We start from the raw sequence: 25274 nt of genomic DNA, 5'->3' as shown, positions 1-25274 counted from the left end.
CAGGGTGGGGCGCCGGTCGACAGGGCAGCGGGGGAGGACGCGATGGGCGGAGCGGTCGTAGCGGTGGTGGGAGCACGCGGCGGGGCGGGGGCGAGCGTCGTCGCGGCCTCGCTCGTCCGCGCGGTGGCGCGACGCCGCGCACCCACCTGCCTGGTCGACCTCGCCCTCGTGGGCGGTGGTCTCGACGTGCTCCTCGGGATCGAGCAGGACCCGGGGGTGCGCTGGCCCGACCTCGCCGACGCGCGCGGCCGGCTCGACGGCGAGGACCTCCTCGCACGCCTGCCGCGGTGGGGCACGGTCCCGGTCGTCAGCACCGAGCGCGGCGGCGGACCGGAGCCGGCGGCGCTCGCGGACGTCGTGGCGGGGCTCGCCGAGGTCACGTCCGCGCGGTCGGGCGTGCTCGTGCTCGACGTCGACCGTGCCGGGATCGGGTCGGGCGCGGTCGGTGCCGGGCTGCTCGGGGCGTGCGACGAGGTGCTGGTCGTGACGCCGCTCGACGTGGCCGGGGTCGCGGGCGCCGCGGCGGTGCGCGACCGGGTCCCCGGTGCGGCGGCGCTCGTGCTGCGCCGGCCGTCTCCGGGGCGGTTGTCCGGCGGCGAGGTCGCGGACGCCGTCGGGCTCGAGGTCGCCGCGACGGTCGGCTGGGACCGGGCGCTCGCCGGGGCGATCGAGCGCGGCCAGGGCCCGTGCGTCGGGCGGGGGCCGGTCGTCCGCGCAGGACGGGACCTCGCGGCGCGGTACGCGGGGAGCCCCGGGTGAGCGGGCAGGGCTCCGTTCCCGGGCGGACCGGGCGGGGGCGCGGCCCGCTGCTCGACGGCGTCCGGGACCGCCTCGTGCGGGCCGGCGCCGAGCCGGGAGGCGGGACGGGGACGGGACCCGACGACGCGGCCGTCGCCGACGCGCTGCGGGCGTCCGGGCGCGTGCTCGGTACCACCGCCCTGCGGGAGCTCACCCGCACGGCGCACGCGGAGATCTTCGGCGCCGGCCCGCTCCAGCGCTACCTCGACGAGCCGGGTGTGACCGACGTGCTCGTCAACGGTCCGGACGAGGTCTGGGTCGACCGTGGCGCGGGACTCCAACGGGTCGTCGTCCCGCTCGGCGGGCCGGAGGCCGTGCGGTCGCTGGCCGTACGGCTCGCCGCCGCGGGCGGGCAGCGCCTCGACGACGCGTCGCCCGTGGTCGACGCGCGGCTCCCCGACGGGACGCGACTCCATGCGGTGGTGGCGCCCGTGTGCGGGCCTGGGGCCGTGATCTCGCTGCGCGTGCTGCGGACGCGGACGTTCGGGATGGCCGATCTCGTCGCGTCCGGCACGGTCCCGGGTGCCTGGGAGCCGGTCCTGCGCGGGCTCGTCGCCCGGCGCGCGAGCGTGCTCGTCTCGGGCGGCACCGGCACGGGCAAGACGACGCTGCTCGCCGCGCTGCTCGCGCTCGTCCCGCCGGACGAGCGCATCGTCTGCGTGGAGGAGGCGCGCGAGCTCGACCCGGACCACCCGCACGTCGTCCCGCTCACCGCGCGGCGGGCGAACGTCGAGGGTGCCGGAGAGGTCGACCTCGCCGACCTCGTGCGCGCCGCGCTGCGGATGCGCCCCGATCGCATCGTGCTCGGCGAGTGCCGTGGGGCGGAGGTCCGCGAGGTGCTCATGGCCCTCAACACCGGTCACGAGGGCGGCCTGGCGACGATCCACGCCAACGACGTCGAGGTGATCCCCGCCCGTCTCGAGGCGCTGGCGGCGCTCGCGGGCATGGACCGTGCCGCCGTGGCGGCACAGGCGGTCGGCGGGCTGGACGTCGTGCTGCACCTGCGCCGTGTGCGCGCGGGCGGCACGACCCGGCGCGTGCTCGCCCAGGTCGGGGTCGTGCGTGGCGACGTCCGGGCCGGGCTCCGGGTCGACGTCGCGGCCTCGTGGGACGGGGTGCCGGGCCCGCGCGACGGTTCCGCACGCGACGGCGGCGACGGCGGCAGCACGAGCGCCACCGGGCCGGTCGCCGGCCCGGCCTGGGACGAGCTCGTGGCGCGGTGGTGCGCGTGAGGCGCGCATGACGGTCCTCGTGGGCGTGCTCGTGGGGGCCGCGGTCTGGTGCGTGGCAGCGCGGGGCGGGCGCCGGGCCCGGAGCGTCGTCGGCACCTCGTCGCCGCGTCCCGGGCGACCGGCGTTCCTGCGGCGCCGGTCCCGGGCGCGGGCGGTGCCGGAGCTGGTGCGCGTCGTCGTGACGCAGGTGGGGTCGCTCCTGCGGTCCGGTGCCGCGCCCGGCGTCGCGTGGGAGCGGGCGGTCGGGGTGCGGGTCGACGCCGCGGGTGTCCCACGGGTCGCCGAGCTCGCGCCGCACGTGGGCGGGCCCGCGACCGCGCGGGCCCTCGTGGCGGCGTGCCGGCTGGCGGTGGAGGTGGGCGCGCCGCTCGCCTCCGTGCTCGACGAGGTCGCGGCCTCGGTCGCGGCGGACGCCGAGGCCCGCGCGGAGCGGGACGCGGCGCTCGCCGGGCCCCGGGCGACCGCGCGCGTGCTCCTGTGGCTCCCGGCGGTCGGTGTGCTGCTGGGCTACGTCCTCGGTGCCGACCCGCTCGGCACCGCGACCGACGGCGGCCTCGGGACGGCCGGGATCCTGCTCGGCCTCGTGCTCCTGCTCGCGGGCCGCACCTGGTCCGCGCGTCTCGTCGAGCGGGCGCGCAGCGCGGGGGAGGACCGGTGACCGCGCTCCTGGTGACGGCGTGGGTCCTGGCGGCGACCGCGCCGTGGTGGGCGACGCGGGCGGCCGTCGCGCGGCGGGCCGTCGTGGTGTCGCGACGCGCGCAGGGCGCCGCCGGCCGCCCCGCCGGGGCGCGGCGTGGGAGGGAGGCGCGAGGCGGAGGTCGGGGAGACCCGGACGACGCCGGGCCCCTCGAGACGGGCGTGCTCCTCGAGCTCCTGGCGGCGGCGGTCCATTCCGGTGCGGCCGTCCCGCGTGCTCTGGACGTGGTCGGGTCGTGCGTCGGTGGTCGGGAGGGTGCCGGCCTGCGAGCCGCGGGCGCCGCGCTCCTCCTCGGCGCGTCGTGGGACGCCGCCTGGGCGACGGCGCCACCGCGGCTCGCGGTCGTGCAGCGCGCGCTGCGTCCGGCCTGGCTGCACGGCGCCGCCCCCGCACCCGCGCTGCGGGCTGCGGCGCAGGCGTCCCGACAGGACCGGACCGCCTCGGCGAAGGCCGCCGCGGCGCGCCTCGCCGTGCACCTCGTGCTCCCGCTCGGCGCGTGCTTCCTCCCGGCGTTCGTGCTCGTCGGGCTCGTACCCGTCCTCGTCTCCCTCGGCTCCGGTCTGCTGGGCGGGTAGCCGACCCTGCCGGACTTCCGGACTTCCGGACTGCCGGACTGAAGGACTGACGGACTGACGGACTGTCAGCGCTGGGTCCCGCACCGGTGCCAGGCCCGTGCTCGTGCCCGGTTCTTGCTCGTGCTGGGTCGAGCACAAGTGCCGGTCTTGCCGTTCCTGCCGTACCGACGGGCCGCTCGCTACGGCGGGTCCAAGGTTGCGACCGCCGTCGGCCCGACCGAGCGGGGAGCCCTCGCCCAGCGGCTCTGGGAGGAGGTCGGTGGCGGCGAGTCGTCCACCTGGGTCTTCGTGAGCAAGGACGGTGCTCGGCACGCGAAGGTCGCGAGCGGCGACGAGGTAGCCGCAGCTCGCTGGTGAGCGTGACCGCGTGCGGTGGGCGGCCGACAGCGGGATACGCGGGCCCCGGCTGCTGGGATGGGTGGACGCCCCCGACGTGGCGGTCCTGACGACCAGCTCGGTGGCGGGAACGCCCGCCGACCAGGTCCGTCCCGACCAGGTCCGTCCCGACCAGGTCCGTCCCGACCAGGTTCGGCCAGGCGTGGGCGAGCATCCTCGCGACGGTCGCGACGGTCGCGACGGTCGCGACGGTCGCGGCGGTCGCGGCGGTCGCGGCGGTCCACGACGTCCCCGCGGGCGACTGCCCGTTCGACCGAGGGCTGCGCACCATGTACCCGCTCGCACGGGACGTGGTGGCGCGTGGCGCCGTGCGCAGGGAGATCCTGCGCCCCGAGCAGGAGTCCGAGACGGGCCGCGACCGGCGAGCGCGGAGACTCGGCGCGTGCACGCGGGCAGGGCCCTTTCCGCGACGATGCCCGAGGGTCGGGGACCGACGCCGTCCACAGGTCAGTCGCGCGAGGGTCCCGTCCACCGGCGGCGCCGGGCACGGTGCGTACCCGGCCGTCGACCCGCCACGGTGTCCTGGACCGCCCGCGGACGCGGGCCACGAGAGGGGAGACCTGACATGCCAGGACGGATTCGGCGCGTGCTTGCGCGCCTGACGGGGACGAGCACGGGACAGGACGGTGAGGCCGGTCTCGCGACCGCGGAGTACGCCATCGCGACCGTCGCGGCGGCGGGCTTCGCCGGACTGCTCATCGTCGTGCTCAAGAGCGGCGAGGTGCGCGAGCTGCTGCTCGGCATCGTGCGCAGCGCGCTGTCGTTGGGCTGAGCCGTGCGACGGGACGCAGGCAAGGGCACCGGTACGTGGCGCGGGTCCCGGCCGTGGGCGCTCCGCCCGCGGGAGGTCTGCTCGCGGGAGGTCCGTTCGCGCGGGGTTCGGTCCCGCGGGGTCCGGTCCCGCGGGGTCCGGTCGCGCGACGACCAGGAGCGGGGTGCGGTCACGGCCGAGCTCGCCGTCGCGCTGCCGGTGGTCGTCCTCGTCCTCGTCGTCGTCCTCACCCTCGCCGCGGCGGCGGGCGCCCAGATGCGCTCCGCCGACGCGGCGAGGGCCGCCGCACGCGCTGCCGCGATCGGCGAGGACGACGCGACCGTGCGCGCGACGGCGCTCCGGGTGGCTGGGGACGACGCGACCGTCGGCGTCGTACGCGGCGACCCGTGGGTCGAGGTCCGCGTCACGACCCCCGTCGTCGGCGGGTGGCTCTCCTCGTCGCCCCTGCGCGCGAGCGGCGAGGCCGTCGCGTGGGTCGAGCCATGACCCCGGAACGGGCCGTGGTCGGCGAAGGCCCGACCGCGCGTGCGCGGCGAGCCCGCAGGACCGGTCGCGGTACGGCCCAGGCCGGGATCGGGCCGCACGACGCGGAGCGCGGCGCGGGCACGGTGCTCGTGCTCGGCGTCGTCGCCGCCGTGCTCGTCCTGGCCCTCGGGCTGGCCGCGCTCGCGCACGCCCAGGCGGCACGTGGGGCGGCGCAGACCGGGGCCGACCTCGCGGCGCTCGCGGCCGCCGCGGCCGCTCGCGACGGCTGGGACCCGTGCGGTCGCGCCCGCGAGGTTGCGGCCCGTAACGCGGTGTCGGTCACCGCGTGCGGCGAGCAGGACGGTGGGGTCGTGCGAGTGGACGTCGCCTCGACCACCGGCGTCACCGTCCTCGGTGTCACGCTGGGCCGGGCGAGCGCCGCCGCACGCGCGGGCCCGGCGACCGCACGATGATCGCGGTTCTACCTCGTGCAACCACGGTTCTACCTCGTGCAACCACGGTTCTACCTCGTGTAACCACGGTTCTACCTCGTGCAACCACGGTTCTGTCTCGCGGCGCCGGGGTTCGGCCTCGTGGGGCCGGTTCTCCTTCGTGGGCCTGCGGTTCTACCTCGCGAGGTCAGGCCCGTCTCTCGTGGAGTCGGGGCTGTCGCTCCCGAGGTCGAGAACCTGGGCCTCCGGGGCGTGGGCGATGACGGCGTCGAGCAGGCGGACGGCAGCGTCCTTCTCGAGCGGGGCGTTGTACGACCCGCACTTGGGGGACTGCACGCACGCCGGGCAGCCGTCGTGGCAGGGGCAGCGCGCGATGGCGTCGCGCGTGGCGCGCAGCCACGTCGCGCCGAGCTCGAACCCGCGCTCGGCGAAGCCGGCCCCGCCGGGGTAGGCGTCGTGCACGAACACGGTCGCCTCGCCGGTGTCGGCGTGCAGCGCCGTGGACACTCCGCCGAGGTCCCAGCGGTCGCACGTCGCGAGGAGGGGGAGCAGACCGATCGACGCGTGCTCGGCGGCGTGCAGCGCGCCGGGCAGCTCGTCGGCGTCGACCTCCGCCTCCTCGATCACCGCCTGCGGGACGGTCCACCACACGGCCATCGTGGGGAGCGTGCGCTCGGGGAGGTCGAGCGTCTCGGTGCCGAGCACCTGCAGGTCCGGGAGTCGGCGGCGCTGGAAGCTCACGACCTGCGAGCACACGTCGACCGGGCCGTAGCCCCAGCCGACCGGCCCCCAGCTCCGCTCGACGACCTCGCGCCCCGCGGCGACGTCCCCGTCCGCGGGGTCGTCGACGATCGTGATGGACGTCGTGGACCGCGACCACGTCCCGTGGTCGACGTCCTGGCGGCGCACGAGCGCGACGTGGTCGGCGAGGTCGAGGTGCTCGACGACGTAGGTGCGCCCCTGGTGGACGTACACCGCGCCGTCGTGCACGGACCCGTCCGCGGACGCGGCGTCGACCGTGCCGAGCAGCCGGCCGGTGCGGGCCTCGGCGACCCGCACGGGCGCGCCACCCGACCCGCGCAGGTCGGTCATGCCCGACGCGGGCTGCGCGTGCGTCCAGTACCAGCCGGACGCGCGACGGCGCAGCGCGCCGCGGGCGACGAGCACGTCGAGCAGGCCGCGCACGGCGTCAGGGTCGCCGAACGCCACGAGGTCGTCGGAGCGCAGCGGGTTCTCGGCCGCGGCCGCGCACAGGTGGGGCGCGAGGACGTACGGGTTCGCGGGGTCGAACACGGTCGCCTCGAGCGGGGCGTCGAACACGGCCTCGGGGTGGTGCACGAGGAAGGTGTCGAGCGGGTCCTCCCGGGCGACGAACGCCACGAGGCCGTCCGCACCGGCGCGCCCGGCGCGGCCCGCCTGCTGCCACACCGACATGCGGGTACCCGGCCACCCCGCGATGAGGACGGCGTCGAGGCCCGAGATGTCGACGCCGAGCTCGAGCGCGTTGGTCGTCGCGAGGCCCAGGACGTCGCCCGTGCGCACGGCGTCCTCGAGCTCGCGCCGCTCCTCGGGCAGGTACCCGCCGCGGTAGGCGGCGACGCGCCGGACGAGCCGCGGGTCGACGACACGCACGCTGTCCTGCGTCTGGACCGCGACCGACTCCGCGCCTCGGCGCGAGCGCGTGAACGCGAGCGTGCGCGCGCCCGCGATGACGAGGTCCGCGAGCAGGTCCGCTGCCTCGGCCGTCGCGCTGCGCCGCGGGTGCTCCGGTGCGGCGTCGACGGACGTCGGGACGGTCGGGTCGTCGTCGTGCCCCTCGGCGGGACCGGCGGCGGACGCCGCGTCGAAGCCCACGACTACCGGCGGCTCCCACAGCGCGAACGTCTTGCGCCCCGCGGGCGAGGTGTCCTGCGCGACCGTCACGACGTCGTCGGGCTCGACGCCCACGAGGCGCGCGGCGCTCGTCGCGGGGTCGGCGGTCGTGGCCGACGCGACGACGAACGTCGGCGGCCGGTCGCCCTCGCGCGCGTAGTGCGCGGCGAGCCGTCGCAGGCGTCGCAGGACGAGGGACACGTGCGCGCCGAACACCCCGCGATAGGCGTGGCCCTCGTCGACGACGACGTACCGCAGGTCGCGCAGCAGCCGCGACCAGCCGCGGTGGTACGGCAGGAGAGCGAAGTGCAGGAAGTCCGGGTTGGTCAGCACGACGTCGGCGTGCTCGCGGACCCAGCGCCGCTCGTCCTGCCCCGTGTCGCCGTCGCACGTCGCGACCCGCACGTCGCGCGTCCCGGCCGCGTCGAGCAGCCGCTGGAGCCCCGAGAGCTGGTCCGCGGCGAGCGCCTTGGTGGGCGACAGGTAGAGCACGGACCCCCGCCGGACCACCGACTCGATGCGGCCGGGATCCATGACGCGCGCGGCGGCGTCCGCCCGCACCGACGAGAGCGCGGGCAGCCAGAACGCGAGCGACTTGCCGGACCCCGTCGACGTGGCGAGCGCCACGTGGCGGCCCGACCATGCGGCGTCGGCCGCGATGACCTGGTGCTCCCACGGGCGGTCGACGCCGAGCGCGCGGTAGCCCGCGACGAGCGACGCGTCGGCCCACCCCGGCCACTCTGCCTGCGCGCCTTCTCGCGCGGGCAGCTCGCGCACGTGCAGCAGCCGCTCGTCGCGCCGCCCGCCCGCGCGCAGCACGTCGAGCAGGGCCGCGCTCGTCGGTCGCAGGGAGGTGGGGGCGGGGGCGTGCGGCACGCTCCGAGTCTCCCACCTCCGGCCCACCCTTCGGCCGAGGGGCGGCCACGCTCGGGACCTCCGGCCCTCGCGCCGGGCACGGCGCGCGGCCGAGGATCGGGTCATGGGAGCGGTGCGTGGGGTCCGGGTCGTGGCGACGGCGGCGCTCGCCGTCGGGGCGCTCCTGCTCACCCGGCGCATGACCCAGACGTGGGGCACGTGGGAGGGCGAGCACGAGTGCGTGCTCCCGGGCGACGACCTCGTGCCCGACGCGCGCGCCGTCGTCGCGACGCGGGCGGTCACGGTCGACGCGCCGCCGTCGGGGGTCTGGCCGTGGCTGGTGCAGCTCGGCCAGGGTCGCGGCGGGTTCTACTCGTACGACGCGCTGGAGAACCTGGTCGGCCTGGACATCCGTAGTGCCGACGCGATCGAGGAGCGCTGGCAGGGCTTGGCCGTGGGCGACGACGTCCATCTCGCCGACGAGGCCGTCCTGCGCGTCGCCGCGCTCGAGCCGGCCTCGCACCTCGTGCTGCTCGGCGCCCCGGGACCGGGGCAGCCGGACTCGATGCCGTTCCGGTTCTCGTGGGCGTTCGTCGTCCGCGCGCTGCCGCCGGGCGAGGACGGCACGGCCCGGTCGCGCCTGCTGGTCCGCGAGCGCTACCTGCCGCTGGGCGCCGCGGGCCGGGCCGTCGTCGAGGCGGTGCAGCCGGTCAGCTTCCTCATGACGCAGAAGATGCTGCGCGGCGTCCGCGCCCGCGCCGAGCACGCCGCCGCACCCCGCTGACCGTGCGGTGGTGCCCCGTCAGGGTCGTGCGACGGGAGTCCGCCGCATGCTCGGCGGGGCCTGCGGGGACGGGTCAGCCGCGGAAGACCTCGACCACTGCGCGGGAGAGGTACCACGGGTCGACGACGGCGGTGAGCTCGCGCGCGGAGTGCATCGAGAGGATCGGGACGCCCACGTCGACCGTGCGGATGCCGAGGCGCGTCGCCGTGAGCGGGCCGATCGTCGAGCCGCACGGCACGGTGTTCTTCGACACGAACTCCTGGCTCGGCACCCCGGCCCGTGCGCACGCCCGCACCCAGGCCGCCGCGCCGTGCGCGTCGGTCGTGTACCGCTGGTTGGCGTTGATCTTCAGGATCGGCCCGCCGCCCGCGAGGGGCCGGTTCGCGGGGTCGTGCCGCTCCGGGTAGTTGGGGTGCACCGAGTGTCCGACGTCGCTCGACACGCACAGCGACGCCGCGAGCTGGCGGTGCCGCTCCTCCTCCGTCGCGCCGAGGCCGGCCGCGGCCCGGTCGAGCACGTCGGCGAGGAACGGGCCCGACGCCCCGGAGCGCGACTCCGAGCCGATCTCCTCGTGGTCGAACGCCGCGAGCACCGGGATCACGTCGCCCTCGACGGGACGGTCGGGCGAGCCGGCGACCTCGAGCAGGGCGACGAGCCCCGCGTGCACGGAGAGCAGGTTGTCGAGCCGCCCGGACGCGAAGAACGCCCCGTGCGCGCCGAACACGCGCGGCGACTGCGTGTCCGCGACGACGACGTCGTACCCGGCGACCTCGCTCGCCCGGACGCCCGCGTGGTGCGCGAGCTCCGCGAGCACGTCCCCGCCGCTCGTCCCGTGGGACGCGCCCACGGCGTCGGACCCGGCCGGCCCCGACGCCGACGCGAGCCCCCACACGGGCTGCGTGTGCTGCTGCTTGTCGAGCGTGAGCCCGTCGTTCGCGGCCCGGTCGAGGTGGATCGCGAGCTGCGGGATGCGCAGGAGCGGCCCGGTGCGCACGAGGTGCTCGACGCCGTCCGACGTCACCAGCCGCCCGGCGAGCTCGAGCTCGCGGTCGAGCCACGAGTTGAGCAGCGGACCGCCGTAGATCTCGACGCCGGCCTGCCACCAGCCCTCGCGCCCGGTGCTCGGCCGAGGCTTGAGCTTGAAGCCGGGGGAGTCGGTGTGGGCGCCGAGGACCGCGAACGGCGTCGTCGCGGTCGCGCCCGCGGGCACGGCCCAGGCGATCACCGCGCCGTCGCGCACGACGACGTACCGCCCGCCCGCGGGACCGTCGCCCCCGTTGCCGGTCGACGAGGGCCACGCCGCCGTCTCGTCGAGCCGTTCGAAGCCGGCGGCCTCGAGGCGGCGCGCGACCTCGTGGGCCGCGTGGTAGGACGACGGGGACGCCTCGACGAACGTCGCGAGGTCCAGCGCGTGCGCGTGCGCGCGCTCGTGGGGGGTCGGGTCGGTCACGGGGGTGCTGGGCGTCGACACAGGCTCCACCCTACGCACGCCCAGGAGCGCTCCGTAGGGTGGTCGGGGCCGTTGCCGGAGCGTGGCACGGGGAGAACGGAGTCCGCATGACCTGGGTCGTCCTGCCGGGCCTCGCCCTGACCCCCGAGGACTTCGCCCCTCTCGCGCGCGCCCTCGGGTCCCCGGGCGGCACCGACGACGTCCGCGTCCTCGACGCGTGGCGCGTCCCCGTGACAGGACCGGTCGCCGCGGTGCGCGCGGCGCTCGGCGTCGACGGGTCCGAGCCCGTCGACCTCGTCGGGCACTCCGTCGGCGGGCTCACCGCGCTCGAGTGGGCGCTGCTCCACCCGGACGAGGTCCGCCGTCTCGTGCTGCTCGACCCGACGAGCCCGTGGGAGGCGCACCTCCCGGCGCTGCACACGGGGCGCGCACTGGCCCGGGCGGGCACCGCGGCGGCGAGCGTGCTCGCGGCCGGCCTCGCCGTGACCGGACCGGAGCTGCGCCGTGTGGGCGTCCGGGTGGTCGCGCGTCGGCCGGACCGCCTCACGCGCCACGTCTCCCGCGCCCGCTACGGATCCCGCGACGCGTGGACGGCGCTCGCCCACCAGTGGTTCGCGAGCTGGGAGCAGGCACCTCGCGTGCGCGCCCTGCTCGACGACGGTCGCGCCCTCCCGCCGTCCGTCCAACCCCTGCTCGTCACCGGGCTCCGGGCGAGCGCGCGCTTCCTGCGCCAGCAGCGCGAGCTCTCCGACCGGCTCGCCGTCCCGCGCGTCGGCCTCGCGGGCGAGGGCCACCTGTTCCCGCTCACCCGGCCCGACGTCGTCGCGCACCTCGCGCGGGGGGCCGGCCGTCGGGGGACCGCGAGCGCCGTGGGATGATCGTGCGTCCGTCGGGAGCGCCACCACGCGCGCCCCGCGGTCCTTACCAGCGTCGCCGGGGCCGGGGCCGGGGTCGCTCAGCGGACGACGAACGACGCCGGCTCGGAGATCAGCCAGCCCTCGAAGAGAGGAGCGTCGTCGGCGGTCTGGGTGGCACCCCAGGAGCCGTCCTTCTGCATCAGGCGGTACGACGTGATCGTCCAGGGCAGGAGCCCGTAGTAGGTGTACGTACCGGGAGCGAGGGTCCCTCCCGTGGCGGCGCCGTCGTCACAGCGGATCTCGGTGGAGTACTCGAACGGCACCGGCTCCTCGGCAGCGAGCACCGTGGTCCGCAGGTCCGCCGACGTCCGGGAGCTCGACCTCGTGGAGCTGACGATCAGGCCGTCGCGCACCACGACGTAGGCGCTCGCCGTGGTCGGGTAGGCAGCCCGGACCTGGGCGAGCGAGTCGCCGTAGAGCATCGAGGCACGCGTCGTGGTCGTGCCCGCCCCCACCTGGATCACCCCCGGTCGAGCCAGGTACGCGAGGAGCGAGGTCGACGGCGTGGGTGCCGGCATGCCGCACTCGAGATCGGCGGACGTGGGCCCGGACGGGAACGTCGTGGACGGGCCCGTGGCCGCGTGCCCGAGGGGGTCCGGAGCCTCGGACCCCTCGTCCTGCCCGGGCTGGTCCGGTGGTTCGACGACGACCGGCACGGTGCTGGAGACCAGCCAGCCGTCGAAGAGCGGCGCAGCGTCGCTCGCGCCCGACGGTGACTCCCCGTCGTCGTGGGTCTCCGCCGCGTGGGGCAGGACGGTCCACGGCACGATGACGGCGAGCTCGTACTCGCCCGGCATCAGCGAGGGCGACTCGCCCACCCCGTAGAGGTCGCAGACGGCGAAGGAGTCGACGGAGAGGGTGAGGGGGACGACGGACCCCGCGGCGAGCTCGGTAGGTGCCTCGTCCTGCGCCGGGTTGGGCCACCTGGCCGTGGTCGACACGATGGTGCCGTCCTGGACCAGCACGTAGCCGGCGCGCACCGTGGGGTCGAGCGCGACCACGTCGGCGCCGTCCTCGATCCTGAGCTGCGCGACGACGTCGGCGAGCCCGGGCGAAGGCACCGACAGGGCAGTGGTCTCGATGGTCGCGGTCGCGAGCAGGTCGGCGCCGGTGGCGGCCGGGGCTGGGCTGCCGCAGCGGAGGTCGTCCTCGGTCACCGGCGCGGGGAAGTCGGCCGGGCGCGTGGGGCCAGGGTCCGTCGGCGTGGGGTCGGGGCTCGGCGCGGGCGCCGGGATGAGGGGCTCGGGACTGCGGTCCCAGGCCGCCGTGACGCCCACGCCACCGAGGACGAGCGCGAGAGCGGCGGCGGTCCCGACCAGTCCCGCGCGGCGGTGGCGGGCGCGCCGCACGGCACCGTGCAGGCGCTCGCGGGCGACCGCGTCGTCGGTCGTGGGCCGTACCGCGTCCGCGGCGGAGTGCAGGGCCCCCTCGAGGTCGAAGGGCTCGTCGGTGATGGGCCGGTTCATCGCGCACCTCGCTGGTTCGTCACGGTCAGGTCGTCGTCGGCCGCTCGGACGGGGCCGAGTCGGGCGGCAAGCTTGGTGTTCGCGTCGCTGAGGTAGCGCTTGACGGTCCCTTCGCCGATCCCGAGCTGTGCGGCGACGTCGCGGACGGGGAGGTCGCTGAAGTACCGCAGGACGACGCATGCGCGCTCTCGTGGCGAGAGCGCCCCGAGCGCCTCCACGATGTCGAGGCGCACTTCGGTAGGGGTCGGCTCGTGCACCTCGGGGCGCGGATCGAGCAGATGGCGCACACCGTCCCACCGCTTGCGGCGGCGGGTGCCGTCGAGGTACGCCGTGACGATCGAGCGGCGGACGTAGCTCTCGGCGAGCTGGAAGTCCGTCGCAGAACGTCCGCGGCGAAAGGTCCGGAACAGGGCGTCCTGGACGAGGTCCTCCGCCTCCGTGGCGTTCCCGGTGAGGAGATAGGCGTAACCGACGAGCGCCCTCCGCCGGGTGCGGACGATCTCGTCCAGCACCGTTTCCCATCGCGCCATCGCGCATGCCTCCTGCTCGTCGTGAACACCGTCGCCCTTCTCAACGTCCGTCGCGAGCGTTCGGTTGGGGTCGGGTGCAGCCTCTTCCGCGACCGGCTCGCCGAGGGCGGCGGGGATGCGTTTGTGACGTCCTGCACGAGTGGTCGTGACGTGCGCCACACGTGCGTAGACTCACCCCCATCGCTCCGGCAGGGGACCGGCGCGACGGTCGCGCGGTTCGTCAAGGAGGACGGATGCTCACGCTCGGTTCGGAAAGTCTCACCATCGTCGCCGTCATCGCGGTGATCGCGCTCGTGGCGCTGGTCTTCGCGTTCGTCCTGCGCAGACAGGTCCTGGCCGCGGACGACGGCACGGCGAAGATGCAGGACATCGCCCAGGCCGTGCAGGAGGGCGCCGGGGCCTACCTGAGCCGCCAGTTCCGCACGCTCGCCCTGTTCGCGGTGATCGTCTTCGGCCTGCTGTTCCTGCTGCCTGGTGACGGCGGCATCCGCGTCGGGCGCTCGGTGGCGTTCCTCGTCGGCGCCGGGTTCTCGGCGGCCATCGGCTACCTCGGCATGTGGCTCGCGGTGCGGGCCAACGTGCGCGTCGCGTCGGCCGCGACCCGGCCCGGCGGACGCACCGAGGGCGCGCGCATCGCGTTCCGGACGGGCGGCGTCGTCGGCATGTCGGTCGTCGGCCTCGGCCTGCTCGGTGCCGCGGGGGTCGTGCTGATCTACAAGGGCGACGCGCCGGCCGTGCTCGAGGGCTTCGGCTTCGGCGCCGCGCTGCTCGCCATGTTCATGCGCGTCGGCGGCGGCATCTTCACCAAGGCGGCCGACGTCGGTGCGGACCTCGTCGGCAAGGTCGAGCAGGGCATCCCCGAGGACGACCCGCGCAACGCGGCGACGATCGCGGACAACGTGGGCGACAACGTGGGCGACTGCGCCGGCATGGCCGCCGACCTCTTCGAGTCGTACGCCGTGACGCTCGTCGCGGCGCTCATCCTCGGCAAGGCGGCCATGGGCGAGGAGGGCCTCGTCTTCCCGCTCGTGGTCACCGCGATCGGCGCGCTCGTCGCCGTGCTGGGCGTCTTCATCACGCGCGTGCGCGGCCAGGAGAACGGGCTCAAGGCCATCTACCGCGGGTTCTACCTCTCCGCGCTCATCGGCGCGGTGCTCGCCGCGGTCGCCGCGTTCGTCTACCTGCCGTCGTCGTTCTCGGCGCTCGACGGCACGGCGGACCTCGGCGACCTGTCGGGGATCGCCGCCGACCCGCGCGTCGTCGCGAGCCTCGCGGTCGTCATCGGCATCGTCCTCGCGGGCATCATCCTGTGGATCACGGGCTACTTCACCGGCACGACGTCGAAGCCGACGCTGCACGTGGCGGCCACCTCGCGCACGGGCGCCGCGACCGTCGTCCTGTCCGGCATCGGGGTCGGGTTCGAGTCCGCGGTGTACACGGCGGGCGTGATCGCCGCCGCGATCTGCGGCCTGTTCCTCCTCGCGGGCGGCTCGGTGTGGCTCGCGCTGTTCCTCGTCGCGCTCGCCGGGTGCGGGCTGCTCACCACGGTCGGCGTCATCGTCGCGATGGACACGTTCGGCCCGGTCTCGGACAACGCCCAGGGCATCTACGAGATGTCGGTCGGCGAGTCCGGCGACGGCGACGCGGAGGCGGCGCAGATCCTCACGGACCTCGACGCGGTGGGCAACACGACGAAGGCCATCACCAAGGGCATCGCGATCACGACGGCGGTCCTCGCCGCCACCGCGCTGTTCGGGTCGTACGCCGACGCGGTGAGCCACGCGCTCGCCGACGTCGAGGCGGTCGGCAGCGGCCTCGTCACCGCCATGCTCGACTACCAGATCATCTCGCCGATCACGCTCGTGGGCCTGATCCTCGGTGCCGCGACGGTCTTCCTGTTCTCCGGCCTCGCGATCGACGCCGTGACGCGGGCCGCCGGGGCGATCGTCTTCGAGGTGCGCCGCCAGTTCCGCGAGCACCCCGGGATCATGACGTTCCAGGAGCGCCCGGAGTACGGCAAGGTCGTGGACATCTGCACGCGCGACTCGCTGCGCGAGCTCGCGACGCCGGGTCTGCTCGCCGCGTTCGCGCCCATCGCGGTCGGGTTCGGCCTGGGCGTCGGCCCGCTCGCCGGCTTCCTCGCCGGGGCGATCGGTGCGGGTGTGCTCATGGCGGTGTTCCTCGCCAACTCGGGCGGCGCGTGGGACAACGCGAAGAAGATCGTCGAGGACGGTGCCTACGGCGGCAAGGGCTCCGAGGCGCACGCGGCGACCGTCATCGGTGACACCGTCGGCGACCCGTTCAAGGACACGGCCGGGCCGGCGATCAACCCGCTCATCAAGGTCATGAACCTCGTGTCGGTGCTGATCGCACCGGCGGTGGTGCTCATGAGCGTCCCCGCGGACGCGAACCACACGCTGCGGATCGGCATCGCTGTCGTCGCGGCGGCGATCGCGTTCGGCGCGGTGATCATGTCCCGGCTCCGCGCGGCGCGCGTCGACCGCGAGCAGTCCACGGTCGAGCCCGAGCGCGTCGCGACCGGCGCCTGACCGATCGCGGACCGGTGCGCGCGGGTCGTGCGTCGTCCGTCCCTGTGCATGGTGGTCCGGTGCTCACTGAGCAGCCGAGCTGTTGCCGGGGTCGGGGACCCTCGACCGCGGGGTGCGGAACACCCCGCGGTCGAGAGACTCGACCGGGTGCCGGGTGGGAGGGTGCCAGGGCGGCGTCAGACACCCGGTCCGCCCTCACCTCCCCGAGTCCGGGGTGGTGAGGGCGATCGCCCTCGGTTCCGGCAGGTCACGAGGGCGACGGTGCGGCGTGGTCGTCGCGGAGTCTACCGCTACCGGTGACCACGGCCCAGGATGAGCCGCAGTGCGACGTAGGGCAGCAGGACCGCCCCACCTGCCGCGAGCCACTGCCCCTCCGCGGCGGCGCACAGAGCACCGGCCGAGACGACACCGATCGTCGTCACGGTCGTCACGGTCCGTGCCGACTCCCGCTGCTCGGCGACGTGCTGTGACCAGGCCACGAGCAGCCCGACGGACCCGCACAGCACGAGCCAGAGGTTCGTGTCGGTCATCGGCAGTATCTTCCTGCTTCTGCCCCGGCGTAGGGCTGCCAGACGTTGGCACGGTTGAGGTAGTACACGAACTTGATGCACTTCCCCTCGTTGTACCAGATGCGGGCGTAGAGCGAGCCCGCCTGGGCCATCGCGCCGATCGCCTTGGCGACGGCGTGCGGCACCAGTCCTGCGACGAACGCCGTCACCTGTGCGCCGTCCGCGAGCCGCCGGGTCTCGTAGCGGTTGAGGTAGACCGTGGTGTTCCACCAGGTCTTGGTGATCTTCGGATCGGCGACGACCGGATAGGTGGTGCCCGCGTCGGTGTCGACGGTCTGGACGAGTGCGTCCCCGTCGATCCGGTAGGTGGTGCTCAGCGGAGCGCCGTCGGCGTCGGCGGCCCACGGAGCGCTGACCTGTCCGACGGTGAGGGCGACACCCGGCGCGATCTCCTGGACGAGCTCGACGGCCCCGTCCCGTCCCTCGACGGGCGTGATCCCGTCCCCGAACGTGTAGGTGAACGCGTGCGGTCCGTCTGCGCTCGGGGTGATGGTCTGGATGCGCACGGACCCGTCGTCGAGGGCCTGGACGGCAGCGTGCGCCCCGTCGTCGACGGCCTCGTAGACCACGGTGCCGTCCGTCGCGACCTGGCCGTCGTGCGTGCTGGTCTCTGCCGGGAGCGACACCGTGAGCGGGGGTGTCCGGTCGGTGGCGTCCTCGAGGACGACGGGCTCGTCGCCGTCGAGCGGGACGGTGGCGTCGACGTGCGGGGTTCCGGTGACGACGGCCCCGCTCCGCTGCGCACCGGTCAAGACCTGACCCTGGTCAGGGGCGACCTCGGCGATGAGGCTCGCCGTGGTGTCGGCGAGGTCCTGCGGCCCGGGGTGGCCGGACCCTCCTCGGGTGGAAGCCGAGGCGCCGGTGGCGCCGACGGAGATGAGCAGCGCGGTACAGACCCCGACTGCGGTGATCGACCGGGTACGGCGGACGGTCATGTGTTTCCCCCTGAGATCGAGACGACGAGCCGACCGCTGTCGACCCGTCGCAGAATGCTACGTAAAAGTAGCGATCCTGCCAAGGCTCGAGCTCGTCCCTGTGGATGGTGAGGGACCGCACGTCCTGCCCGCCCGTGGAAGCGTCGGGCGCGGGCGAATGACCGGGGGCTCAGCCCTTGACGACGAACGGCGCGCGCAGGAGCGCGTTCTCGCGCGAGGACGGGCCGACCCGGAGCTCGAACTCGCCCGGCTCGACGACGCGACGTCCCAGGGCGTCGACGAGCGTGCAGTCCGCGACGGGGACCTCGAGGTCGACGACCGTGGACTCGCCCGGGCCGAGCGCGACCTTGCGGTACGCCTTGAGCTCCTTCTCGGCCCACGTCACGGACGTCACGGTGTCGCTCACGTAGACCTGCACGGTCTCGCGGACGGGCCGCGTGCCGGTGTTGGTGAGCGTGACCTGGGCGCGCACGACGTCGTCGGGGCCGTGCACCGAGCCGAGGACGCGCAGGTCCGCGTAGTCGACCGTCGTGTAGCTCAGGCCCTCGCCGAAGGCGAACGCCGGGCTCTGGGTGAGGTCGGCGTACCGGTCGCCGTGCTGCCCGCGGACCACGTTGTAGTACGTGGGCTGCTGGCCGGCGTGCCGGGCGAACGAGATCGGGAGCCGGCCCTCGGGCTCGATCCGCCCGAGGACGAGCTCGGCGACGGCCTGGCCGCCGCGCATGCCCGGGTTCGCGGCCCAGACGATCGCGGCCGCCGCGTGGGCGGACGGCGGGAGCACGAGCGGCTTGGACGCGACGACGACGACCACGACGGGCGTGCCGGTCGCGACGAGCGCGTCGAGCAGGGCGACCTGGCCGCCGACGAGCTCGAGCGTCGCGGTCGACCTGCCCTCACCGACGAGCTCGATGCGGTCGCCGACGACGGCCACCACCAGGTCCGCGTCGCGTGCCGCGGCCACGGCCTCGGCGATCAGCCCGTCGTCGGGCTCCGCGGGCACGACGACCTGCGGGCGCGGCTGGCCGTCGGGGAACAGCTCGCCCTCGGGGTCGGGCTCGAGCGTGAGGATGTCGGCGCCGCGCGCGTGCGTGACGGTCCAGCCCTCGGGGACGAGGGCGCGGAAGCCGTCGAGGACGGTCGTGGTCATCTCGCGCGGGTGGCCGTCGGGCAGCCAGTCGGCCTGGCCCGACGCGCCCGCCCAGTCGCCGAGCTGGGTGTGGTCGTCGTCCGCGTTCGGGCCGACGACGGCGACCGTGCGCCCGCCGGTGAAGGGGAGCGTGCCGTCGTTCGCGAGCAGGACCAGTGACCGCCGGGCGACCTCGAGGTTGACGGCGGTGTGAGCCGCCGAGGCGATGACGGCCTCCTGGCGCGCGACGTCGGGGCGGCGCGGGTCCTCGAACAGCCCGAGCCGGAACTTGAGCGTGAGGATGCGGCGCACCGCCGCGTCGATCGCGGCCTCGTCGACGAGCCCGCGCGCGACCGCCTCGAGCGCGCCCTCGAAGAACTTCGGCGTGGTCATGATCATGTCGTTGCCCGCGCGCACGGCGGCGGCGGAGGCGTGCACGTAGTCGGGTTGGATGTGCTGCTCCCAGACCATGCGGCCGACGTTGTCCCAGTCGGTGACGAGGGTGCCCGTGTAACCCCACTCGCCGCGCAGGACGTCGTCGAGCAGCCAGCCGTTGACGGTGACGGGCACGCCGTCCATGGACTGGTAGCCGAGCATGAAGGTCGCGCAGCCCTCGCGCGCGACGCGCTCGAACGGGGGCAGGAACCAGGACCGGAGCTTGCGCGGCGAGATGTCGGCCTCGCTCGCGTCGCGGCCGCCCTGCGTCTCGGAGTAGCCGGCGAAGTGCTTGGCGGTCGCGAGGACCCCGGTCGGGTCCGCGAGGCCGTCGCCCTGATACCCGCGCACCATCGCCGACGCGAGCTCGCCGATGAGGTACGGGTCCTCGCCGAACGTCTCGTCGACGCGCCCCCAGCGCAGGTCGCGCGCGATGCACAGCACGGGGGAGAACGTCCAGTGGATGCCGGTCGCGGCGACCTCGACCGCCGTGGCGCGGGCGACCCGCTCCACGAGCTCGGGGTCCCACGTGGCGGCCATCCCGAGCTGCGTGGGGAAGATCGTCGCGCCGACCCAGAAGGAGTGGCCGTGGATGCAGTCCTCGGCGACCAGCAGAGGGATGCCGAGCCGGGTCTGCCCCGTGAGCGCGTGAGCCTCGACCACGTTCTGCGGGGACGTGTGCAGCAGCGACCCGGCGTGCTTGTCCAGGACCGCCGGCTCGACGCCGTCGCGCGCGTCGAGCTGGAGCATCTGCCCGACCTTCTCGGGGAGCGTCATCCGCGCGAGGAGGTCCTCGACGCGGTCGGCCACGGGCAGAGCGGGATCGAGGTAGGGGAGGGTGCTCACGGACGGTCCTTCCACGGCGACGGCGACGGCTGCCCGCGGCGGTGCGTGTCGGGCGGGTCGCCACCGACGCGCTCGGGGGCCCGGGCGCCGCCACTCTACCGGTAAAACTGAATAACCGGTAAGTAAGTTGGAGCCTCAGTGCCAGTGGTCCAGGAAGCGCGCGACCGTCTCCGTCGCATGGTCCAGCACGCGGCCGTCCTCCGCGGCCGCCGCGGAGAGCAGCGCCGCGTCGACCACGTGCGCCACGAGGTCGACGTCCGTCACGTGCGCGTGCCCCGACGCGTCCAGCACGGTCTGCGCCGCGGCGAGCAGGCGCGGCCGCGACGCGCGCATGATCGGCCGCAGCGCAGGGTCGCGCATCGCCGTGAGCATCGGGTCCAGCCGCACGTCGACCACCGTGTCGTCCACGTGCGGCGCGTACAGCGTCTCGATCAGCTCGCGCGCCGTCGCCGCGCTCGACCGAGGCTCCCGCGACAGCGCGTCGGCCCGCTCCTGCGCCGCCGTCGCGCGCACGTCCTCCGCGGCCTCGACCGCCGTCGAGACCAGCGACGCGCTCGTCGGGAAGTAGTACGACGCCGAGCCCTGCGGCACGCCCGCCGCGCGAGCCACCTGGCGGTGGGTCACGGCGCCGAAGCCCTCCGCGATGAGCAGGTGCGCCGCCGCCTCGACCATCGCGCGCTGCCGCTGCGCGCTGCGTCCCTGCACCGTGGCGCGCGCGCCGTGCGTCGCGCCGTGCGTCGCGCCGTGCGTCGCGTCGTGGGTCGCCCCGCGCGCCGCGCCGGCCCCCGCACTCTCCCCGTCGCGCCGCGCTGCCCGGTCGATGGTGCCCGCTCCGTCGTCCACGCGGCCATCGTAGTGAGCCCGGCACCACCCGCCCGGAGCCGCCGACGTAGAGACCTGGTTGCGCGAGGTAGAGCCCTGGTCGCGCGAGGTAGAGCCCTGGTTGCGCGAGGCAGAGCCGAGGTCGCGCGAGGTAGAGCCCTGGTTGCGCGAGGTAGAGCCGAGGTCGCGCGAGGTAGAGCCCTGGTTGCGCGAGGTAGAGCTGTGGTTCTTGGGTTCGACGGCGTGTGGTTGCCCTGGGTGGGCGGGGTGGGTGGTGGTGCCGCGTCTACCATCCGCCGCTCGTTCCTCGCGGCTCCCGCCAGGCCCGCCACGACGCGGCACCACCACCCACCCCGCCCGGCGTCGTCTCGCCTTGGTCGGTCCTCACCGCGGGCGACCGCCCGCGGTGTCAATTCGTCCTCTGCGGTGCCGTGAGGTGCCTCGCGCGTACCAATGCTGGCCAGCGCGGGTCGAGCGACCACCCCCCCGGCCCCGGCGGGCGGACCCGGCCGTCCGGCACGGCCATGGTTCTCCGTCGGCGGACCACGGCTCTACCTCGGCGGACCGCGGCTCTACCTCGGCGGACCGCGGCTCTACCTCGGCGGACCACGGCTCTACCTCGGCCGACCACGGCTCTACCTCGGCGTCGCAGGGGCCCGCTGTGGCGGCTCGAACGGATCTGGAGCAATGGGTGGGGAATAACCTATACGTTCGTATGGTTATTGCCCTCGAGTCGTGAGCGCGACTCAGGGGAACGAACGAGGAGTGGACAGAGATGGTCGCCGCCGAGGGGCTCGTCATCGACTGGGCGCAGATGCCCACCTACAACACCGTGATGTCCGTCGCCGTCGGGGCCGGGCTGATCCTGCTCGTCATGCTCGGCCGTGAGCTGCTGCGGGCGCCGGGGAAGGTCGTCGTCGAGGGGTGGTCGCTCGCGTTCGGCGTGCTCGGCACGATCCTCACGGCGACGGGGCTGCACATGACGCTCACATGGCCGCTCGCCGCGGGGGGCTTCCCGTTCGACAACATCATCTTCGGCGAGACGAGCCTCGCGTTCGGCGTGCTGCTGCTCGCGGCGGCGTTCTACCTGTGGACGCGCGGCCGGGCGGCGCTCGAGCGCGCGGACGCGACCGAGCACCTTCAGGCCGTGGCCCGCCCCGTCTCGGTGTTCGTGCTCGGCATGGGCCTCGGGCTCGTCGCCATCGCGATCGCGGGCGTGACGTACCAGCTCTTCGCCGCGCCGCCGGAGGAGCCCATCTCGGGCGCGTTCGCCGCCTACCCGCTCGTCGAGGCGATCTTCATGTCCGGCCTCATCGCGCTCGTCGGCGTCGGGGCGATCCTCTTCCCGTTCGCGGTGCGCTCCGGTCGCCGCGCCGTGCGAACCGTCATCGGCTGGGCCTGGGGCCTGTCCGGGGTGGCCTTCCTGCTGTTCGGCGCCATGAACTTCTTCACCCACATCGGGCTCGTCGTCAACACGATGGGCTGATGCCGGGCCGACGCCGAGCGGCAGGCCAGGACCCCGTGGGCCGGGACGGCTCGCGGGGTTCGCCTCGCGTGCGGGAGGCGTCATCATAGGGCCATGCAATCACCGGTGCGCGTCGTGGCACACGCCGCGGTCCTCGCCGTCGTCGCCGGGCTCTGCCTCGCCGTCGTCGCGAGCGGCGCCTTCGACGTCGTGTCGCTGCCCGACGCGGCACCTGCCGCCGCACCGTCCCCGCCCGCCGCGGCGGAGGGCGGCGACGCCGCCCCGGCGGACGACGACGGCGGCGCCGACACCCCGGGGGCCGTGCCCGACGACGGGGCGGCCGAGCCGGGGGACGGGGTCGACGGTGCGACGGCGGACCCCGCCGCCCCGACCGCCGTCGACCCGGTCTGCCGGGACGCGGAGGTCGCGTGGGGTGCCGCGGCCAAGGCGCAGGTCAACCTCACCGTCGAGCACCCCGAGGCGCTGGTCGAGGGCTTCACGACGGCGCGGGACGCGCTCACCGGCGCCACGCCACCGGGCGACATCGCCCGCGACTGGGCCGTCGTGACGACCTACCTCACGATGATCGCCGACGAGGTCGAGGCGACGGGCGCGCGTGACACGGACGAGCTGTCCCGGGCGATCGACCGCGTCGGGCGGCGCATCGACACGGCCGCGCTCACGACGTCGTCGCAGGCCGTCACGGACTACTTCCGGGCGGGCTGCGCGCGCTGACCGGTGCACGGCGGTTTTTCACCCGGTGGCGCTCGACACATGGGGAGGGCTCCCCACCTCGGCGGTTTGGGGGCGCGCACGGCGCCGGCATGGGAAACCATGGGACCCATGCGCAACCGACTGACGATCACGAAGACCACGACCGCCCTCGCGACGAGCGCCCTTCTCGTGCTCGGCCTCGCCGCCTGCGGCGGCTCGGGCGACGACGCGAGCACCGACTCCGAGACCACCGCGTCGGAGGAGACGACCCCGGCCGAGGACGAGGCCAGCGACACCACCGAGTCGGAGGACGCCACGGAGGAGGAGAGCGGCGACGCCGAGGCGTCGGGCGACTTCTGCACCGCCTACCAGACGCTCCTCGACGCCCAGAGCACGCTCGGCTCGATCGACTCCAGCGACCCGGCCGCCGCCGTCACCCAGTTCGAGACGTTCACCGCGTCCCTCGAGGCGGCTGAGGCCCCGGCCGAGATCAGCGGAGACTGGGACACGGTCACGGGTGTGTTCCGCCAGCTCACCGACACGCTCGAGACCGCCGTGGACGACCCGGCCAGCGCCGACCTGTCCGCCATCACGTCGCTCATGACCGACGAGTCCTTCCAGACCTCCGCGCAGAACGTCGCGGTGTACGGCACGCAGAACTGCTGACGTCCCCTGCTCCCACCGGACCCCGGCCCGCCTCGGCGCGCCGGGGTCCGGTGCGTCCAGGGCCGGACCGGCCGTCCCCGTGCGGATCCGCCAGGATGGACCCATGCCTCCCGCCGACGCCGCCCCTGCCTCCCCCACGCCCGCCGCGCCGGACGTCGTCGTGAGCCCGCCCCCGCCCGGTGCGGGCCTGGCGCCGGCGGAGCTCGCGGCCGCCGCGGCGACGCTGCGCGAGGACCTCGCGGCGGCGGGCTTCACGGTCGACGGCGTCGAGCGGGTGCTCGGCCCGGTGGCCTCGGCCGCGCTGCACCGCGAGCAGGCCGTGGCGGCGCGGCGCGCGCTGCGGGGCCGCGGGTCCGACCCGGCGGCCGCTCTGGCCGCGCTGTTCCTCCTGGGCGACGACGTCCCGCGCGCCGCGCTCGACGTGGCCCTCGGGCGCACGGGGGTCGACGGCGCGCGGCGGCTCGGGCTGGTCGAGGCGGCGGGCGCGGGCGACGACGACGCCGTGCGCGCCGTCGTGGACCTGCGGCCCTACGCGGCGTCGGACGCGGCAGGCCCGGTGACGTGGTGGCTGTCGTCGGACCTGGGCGAGCTCGCGACGGGCCGCCGGCTCGCCCCGGACCACGTACTGGGCGCGGGCGGGGCGTCCCTGACGCTCGCGCAGGTGACGGTCCGGACCCCGGTCGGGAGCGTGCTCGACCTCGGGACGGGCTGCGGCATCCAGGCCCTGCACGCCGCGCGGCACGCGCGGTCGGTCGTCGGCACCGACATCTCGCGCCGCGCCCTGGGGTTCGCAGCGTTCAACACAGCCGTCAACACAGCGTTCGGCGCGGCGACCAGCACGGTGGCCGACGCCGGGGTCGCGGGGCCCGGCGCGCCGATCGAGCTCCGCGCGGGGTCGATGCTCGAGCCCGTGGCGGGCGAGCGGTTCGACCTGGTCGTGTCGAACCCGCCGTTCGTCATCACCCCGCGCGGCGGGGGCGGCGGCGCGGACGCCCTGCCCGAGTACGAGTACCGCGACGGCGGGCGTGCGGGCGACGACGTCGTGCGCGGCCTCGTGACGGGCGTCGGCGCGGTGCTCGCGCCCGGTGGCGTGGCGCAGCTCCTCGGCAACTGGGAGCACCGGCGCGGCGTCCCGTGGGACGAGCGCGTCGGGGCGTGGCTCGACGCGGCGGGGCTGGACGGCTGGGTGGTCCAGCGCGAGGTGCAGGACCCGGCCGAGTACGCCGAGACGTGGATCCGCGACGGCGGCACGACCCCGGAGCGGGAGCCCGCAGCCTGGGCGGCCGCCTACGACGCGTGGCTCGACGACTTCGCGGCCCGTGACGTGGAGGCCGTCGGGTTCGGGATCGTGACGCTGCGGCGCCCGCTCGACGGCGCGCGTCCCACCCTGCGCCGGCTCGAGGAGCGCACCGGGCCGGTCCGCCAGCCGCTCGGGGGGCACCTCGCGGCGGCGCTCGCCGCGCACGACTGGCTCACGGCCCGCGACGACGACGCGCTCGCGGGCGCGCGCCTCGCCGTCGCGCCCGACGTGACCGAGGAGCGGTTCCACACGCCGGGCGCCCCCGACCCCACGGTCGTCCTGCTGCGTCAGGGCGACGGGTTCGGGCGGGCCGTCCAGGCGTCGACCGGGCTCGCCGCACTCGTCGGGGCGAGCGACGGCGAGCTCACGGTCGGGCAGCTCGTCGGAGCGATCGCCGCGCTCTTCGAGGTGGCGGCCGACGACCTCGCGGGCGAGCTGCTGCCGTCCGTGCGGGGCCTCGTGCGCGACGGCTTCCTGACCCCGGTCGGCTGAGAGCCGTGGCCGTGGGGCCGCCGTCGCCGCTCCGGGGCCTCCTCCAGGCGCTCGCGGAGGCAGACTGCGCGCTCGCGCAGTCCCGGAGGCCCGT

General features: G+C 75.5%; 23 protein-coding genes. 15 read left to right on the top strand and 8 right to left on the bottom strand.

Annotation, left to right across the window (positions count from 1 at the left end):
• The first annotated feature begins 63 nt into the window (after nucleotides 1–63).
• The 8 genes from CCE02nite_RS09880 to CCE02nite_RS09845 all read left to right on the top strand — a co-directional run bounded on the left by CCE02nite_RS09880 (nucleotide 64) and on the right by CCE02nite_RS09845 (nucleotide 5408).
• Nucleotides 64–759: a CpaE-like family protein gene (locus tag CCE02nite_RS09880; protein WP_255318776.1), complete on the top strand. Its 696-nt coding sequence runs from the start codon at nucleotides 64–66 to the stop codon at nucleotides 757–759.
• Nucleotides 756–2030: a TadA family conjugal transfer-associated ATPase gene (locus tag CCE02nite_RS09875; RefSeq protein WP_371861911.1), complete on the top strand. Its 1275-nt coding sequence runs from the start codon at nucleotides 756–758 to the stop codon at nucleotides 2028–2030. The genes CCE02nite_RS09880 and CCE02nite_RS09875 overlap by 4 nt, the downstream gene beginning before the upstream one ends.
• A 7-nt stretch (nucleotides 2031–2037) precedes the next feature.
• Nucleotides 2038–2688, top strand: a complete 651-nt coding sequence (locus CCE02nite_RS09870) for a hypothetical protein (protein WP_141389467.1) — start codon at nucleotides 2038–2040, stop codon at nucleotides 2686–2688.
• Entirely contained in the window at nucleotides 2685–3302 is a 618-nt protein-coding gene (locus tag CCE02nite_RS09865; RefSeq protein WP_255318775.1) for a type II secretion system F family protein, read from the top strand. The genes CCE02nite_RS09870 and CCE02nite_RS09865 overlap by 4 nt, the downstream gene beginning before the upstream one ends.
• 138 nt (nucleotides 3303–3440) lie before the next feature.
• Entirely contained in the window at nucleotides 3441–3659 is a 219-nt protein-coding gene (locus CCE02nite_RS20455) for a hypothetical protein (RefSeq protein WP_170227272.1), read from the top strand.
• Nucleotides 3660–4263: 604 nt separating this feature from the next.
• Nucleotides 4264–4470, top strand: a complete 207-nt coding sequence (locus tag CCE02nite_RS21010; protein ID WP_141389466.1) for a DUF4244 domain-containing protein — start codon at nucleotides 4264–4266, stop codon at nucleotides 4468–4470.
• Nucleotides 4471–4473: 3 nt separating this feature from the next.
• Nucleotides 4474–4956 carry a TadE family type IV pilus minor pilin gene (locus CCE02nite_RS21185; protein ID WP_304363329.1) on the top strand — a complete coding sequence of 161 codons (483 nt, stop codon included), beginning with the start codon at nucleotides 4474–4476 and terminating at the stop codon, nucleotides 4954–4956.
• Complete coding sequence (locus CCE02nite_RS09845) at nucleotides 4953–5408, top strand: Rv3654c family TadE-like protein (protein WP_141389465.1); 456 nt, start codon at nucleotides 4953–4955, stop codon at nucleotides 5406–5408. The genes CCE02nite_RS21185 and CCE02nite_RS09845 overlap by 4 nt, the downstream gene beginning before the upstream one ends.
• Nucleotides 5409–5561: 153 nt before the next feature.
• Here the strand turns inward: CCE02nite_RS09845 and CCE02nite_RS09840 are convergent, their stop codons facing one another.
• Entirely contained in the window at nucleotides 5562–8135 is a 2574-nt protein-coding gene (locus CCE02nite_RS09840; RefSeq protein WP_255318774.1) for a DEAD/DEAH box helicase, read from the bottom strand.
• Between the two features lie 103 nt (nucleotides 8136–8238).
• Here CCE02nite_RS09840 and CCE02nite_RS09835 point away from each other — a divergent pair, with 103 nt between their 5' ends.
• Complete coding sequence (locus CCE02nite_RS09835) at nucleotides 8239–8898, top strand: SRPBCC family protein (protein WP_218027079.1); 660 nt, start codon at nucleotides 8239–8241, stop codon at nucleotides 8896–8898.
• A gap of 73 nt (nucleotides 8899–8971) precedes the next feature.
• Here CCE02nite_RS09835 and CCE02nite_RS09830 read toward each other — a convergent pair whose 3' ends face one another.
• On the bottom strand, nucleotides 8972–10369 hold the full coding sequence (locus CCE02nite_RS09830; RefSeq protein ID WP_371861910.1) for a M18 family aminopeptidase: 1398 nt from the start codon (nucleotides 10367–10369) through the stop codon (nucleotides 8972–8974).
• 38 nt (nucleotides 10370–10407) lie between these two features.
• Between CCE02nite_RS09830 and CCE02nite_RS21005 the strand changes: the two genes are divergently transcribed.
• On the top strand, nucleotides 10408–11226 hold the full coding sequence (locus tag CCE02nite_RS21005) for an alpha/beta fold hydrolase (protein WP_371861909.1): 819 nt from the start codon (nucleotides 10408–10410) through the stop codon (nucleotides 11224–11226).
• A 77-nt stretch (nucleotides 11227–11303) separates the two neighbouring features.
• On the opposite strand, the gene CCE02nite_RS09820 is transcribed toward CCE02nite_RS21005, so the two are convergent.
• Both CCE02nite_RS09820 and CCE02nite_RS09815 read right to left on the bottom strand, forming a co-directional pair.
• On the bottom strand, nucleotides 11304–12731 hold the full coding sequence (locus tag CCE02nite_RS09820) for a hypothetical protein (protein WP_141389463.1): 1428 nt from the start codon (nucleotides 12729–12731) through the stop codon (nucleotides 11304–11306).
• Nucleotides 12728–13420: a sigma-70 family RNA polymerase sigma factor gene (locus CCE02nite_RS09815; RefSeq protein ID WP_255318772.1), complete on the bottom strand. Its 693-nt coding sequence runs from the start codon at nucleotides 13418–13420 to the stop codon at nucleotides 12728–12730. Before CCE02nite_RS09815 ends, CCE02nite_RS09820 begins: the two co-directional genes overlap by 4 nt.
• 74 nt (nucleotides 13421–13494) lie before the next feature.
• On the opposite strand from CCE02nite_RS09815, the gene CCE02nite_RS09810 reads away from it, so the two are divergent.
• Nucleotides 13495–15810: a sodium-translocating pyrophosphatase gene (locus CCE02nite_RS09810; protein WP_141389462.1), complete on the top strand. Its 2316-nt coding sequence runs from the start codon at nucleotides 13495–13497 to the stop codon at nucleotides 15808–15810.
• Between the two features lie 290 nt (nucleotides 15811–16100).
• Here the strand turns inward: CCE02nite_RS09810 and CCE02nite_RS09805 are convergent, their stop codons facing one another.
• From CCE02nite_RS09805 to CCE02nite_RS09790, 4 genes are all read right to left on the bottom strand, one after another.
• Nucleotides 16101–16340: a hypothetical protein gene (locus CCE02nite_RS09805; protein WP_141389461.1), complete on the bottom strand. Its 240-nt coding sequence runs from the start codon at nucleotides 16338–16340 to the stop codon at nucleotides 16101–16103.
• Nucleotides 16337–17314 (bottom strand): hypothetical protein, encoded by a 978-nt coding sequence (locus tag CCE02nite_RS09800; protein WP_141389460.1) that lies wholly within the window; start codon nucleotides 17312–17314, stop codon nucleotides 16337–16339. The genes CCE02nite_RS09805 and CCE02nite_RS09800 overlap by 4 nt, the downstream gene beginning before the upstream one ends.
• A gap of 169 nt (nucleotides 17315–17483) precedes the next feature.
• On the bottom strand, nucleotides 17484–19721 hold the full coding sequence (locus CCE02nite_RS09795) for an exo-beta-d-1,3/1,6-glucosidase (protein ID WP_255318771.1): 2238 nt from the start codon (nucleotides 19719–19721) through the stop codon (nucleotides 17484–17486).
• A 135-nt stretch (nucleotides 19722–19856) separates the two neighbouring features.
• Nucleotides 19857–20564, bottom strand: coding sequence for a TetR/AcrR family transcriptional regulator (locus CCE02nite_RS09790; protein ID WP_141389458.1), 708 nt, complete (start codon nucleotides 20562–20564; stop codon nucleotides 19857–19859).
• A 754-nt stretch (nucleotides 20565–21318) separates the two neighbouring features.
• On the opposite strand from CCE02nite_RS09790, the gene CCE02nite_RS09785 reads away from it, so the two are divergent.
• From CCE02nite_RS09785 to CCE02nite_RS09770, 4 genes are all read left to right on the top strand, one after another.
• Complete coding sequence (locus CCE02nite_RS09785) at nucleotides 21319–22029, top strand: DUF981 family protein (RefSeq protein ID WP_255318770.1); 711 nt, start codon at nucleotides 21319–21321, stop codon at nucleotides 22027–22029.
• A 93-nt stretch (nucleotides 22030–22122) separates the two neighbouring features.
• Nucleotides 22123–22743, top strand: a complete 621-nt coding sequence (locus CCE02nite_RS09780; RefSeq protein ID WP_141389457.1) for a hypothetical protein — start codon at nucleotides 22123–22125, stop codon at nucleotides 22741–22743.
• Between the two features lie 108 nt (nucleotides 22744–22851).
• Entirely contained in the window at nucleotides 22852–23388 is a 537-nt protein-coding gene (locus tag CCE02nite_RS09775) for a hypothetical protein (RefSeq protein WP_141389456.1), read from the top strand.
• Nucleotides 23389–23491: 103 nt separating this feature from the next.
• The gene (locus CCE02nite_RS09770) at nucleotides 23492–25180 is read left to right on the top strand and encodes a DUF7059 domain-containing protein (protein ID WP_141389455.1); all 1689 of its coding nucleotides are present in this window, start codon (nucleotides 23492–23494) and stop codon (nucleotides 25178–25180) included.
• The last annotated feature ends 94 nt before the right edge of the window (nucleotides 25181–25274 follow it).

The sequence above is a fragment of the Cellulosimicrobium cellulans genome (assembly GCF_006539945.1).
Taxonomy (GTDB): Bacteria; Actinomycetota; Actinomycetes; order Actinomycetales; family Cellulomonadaceae; genus Cellulosimicrobium; species Cellulosimicrobium cellulans.
Note: the sequence above shows the minus strand (reverse complement) of the source record. Positions and strands in the feature narration are given on the sequence as shown.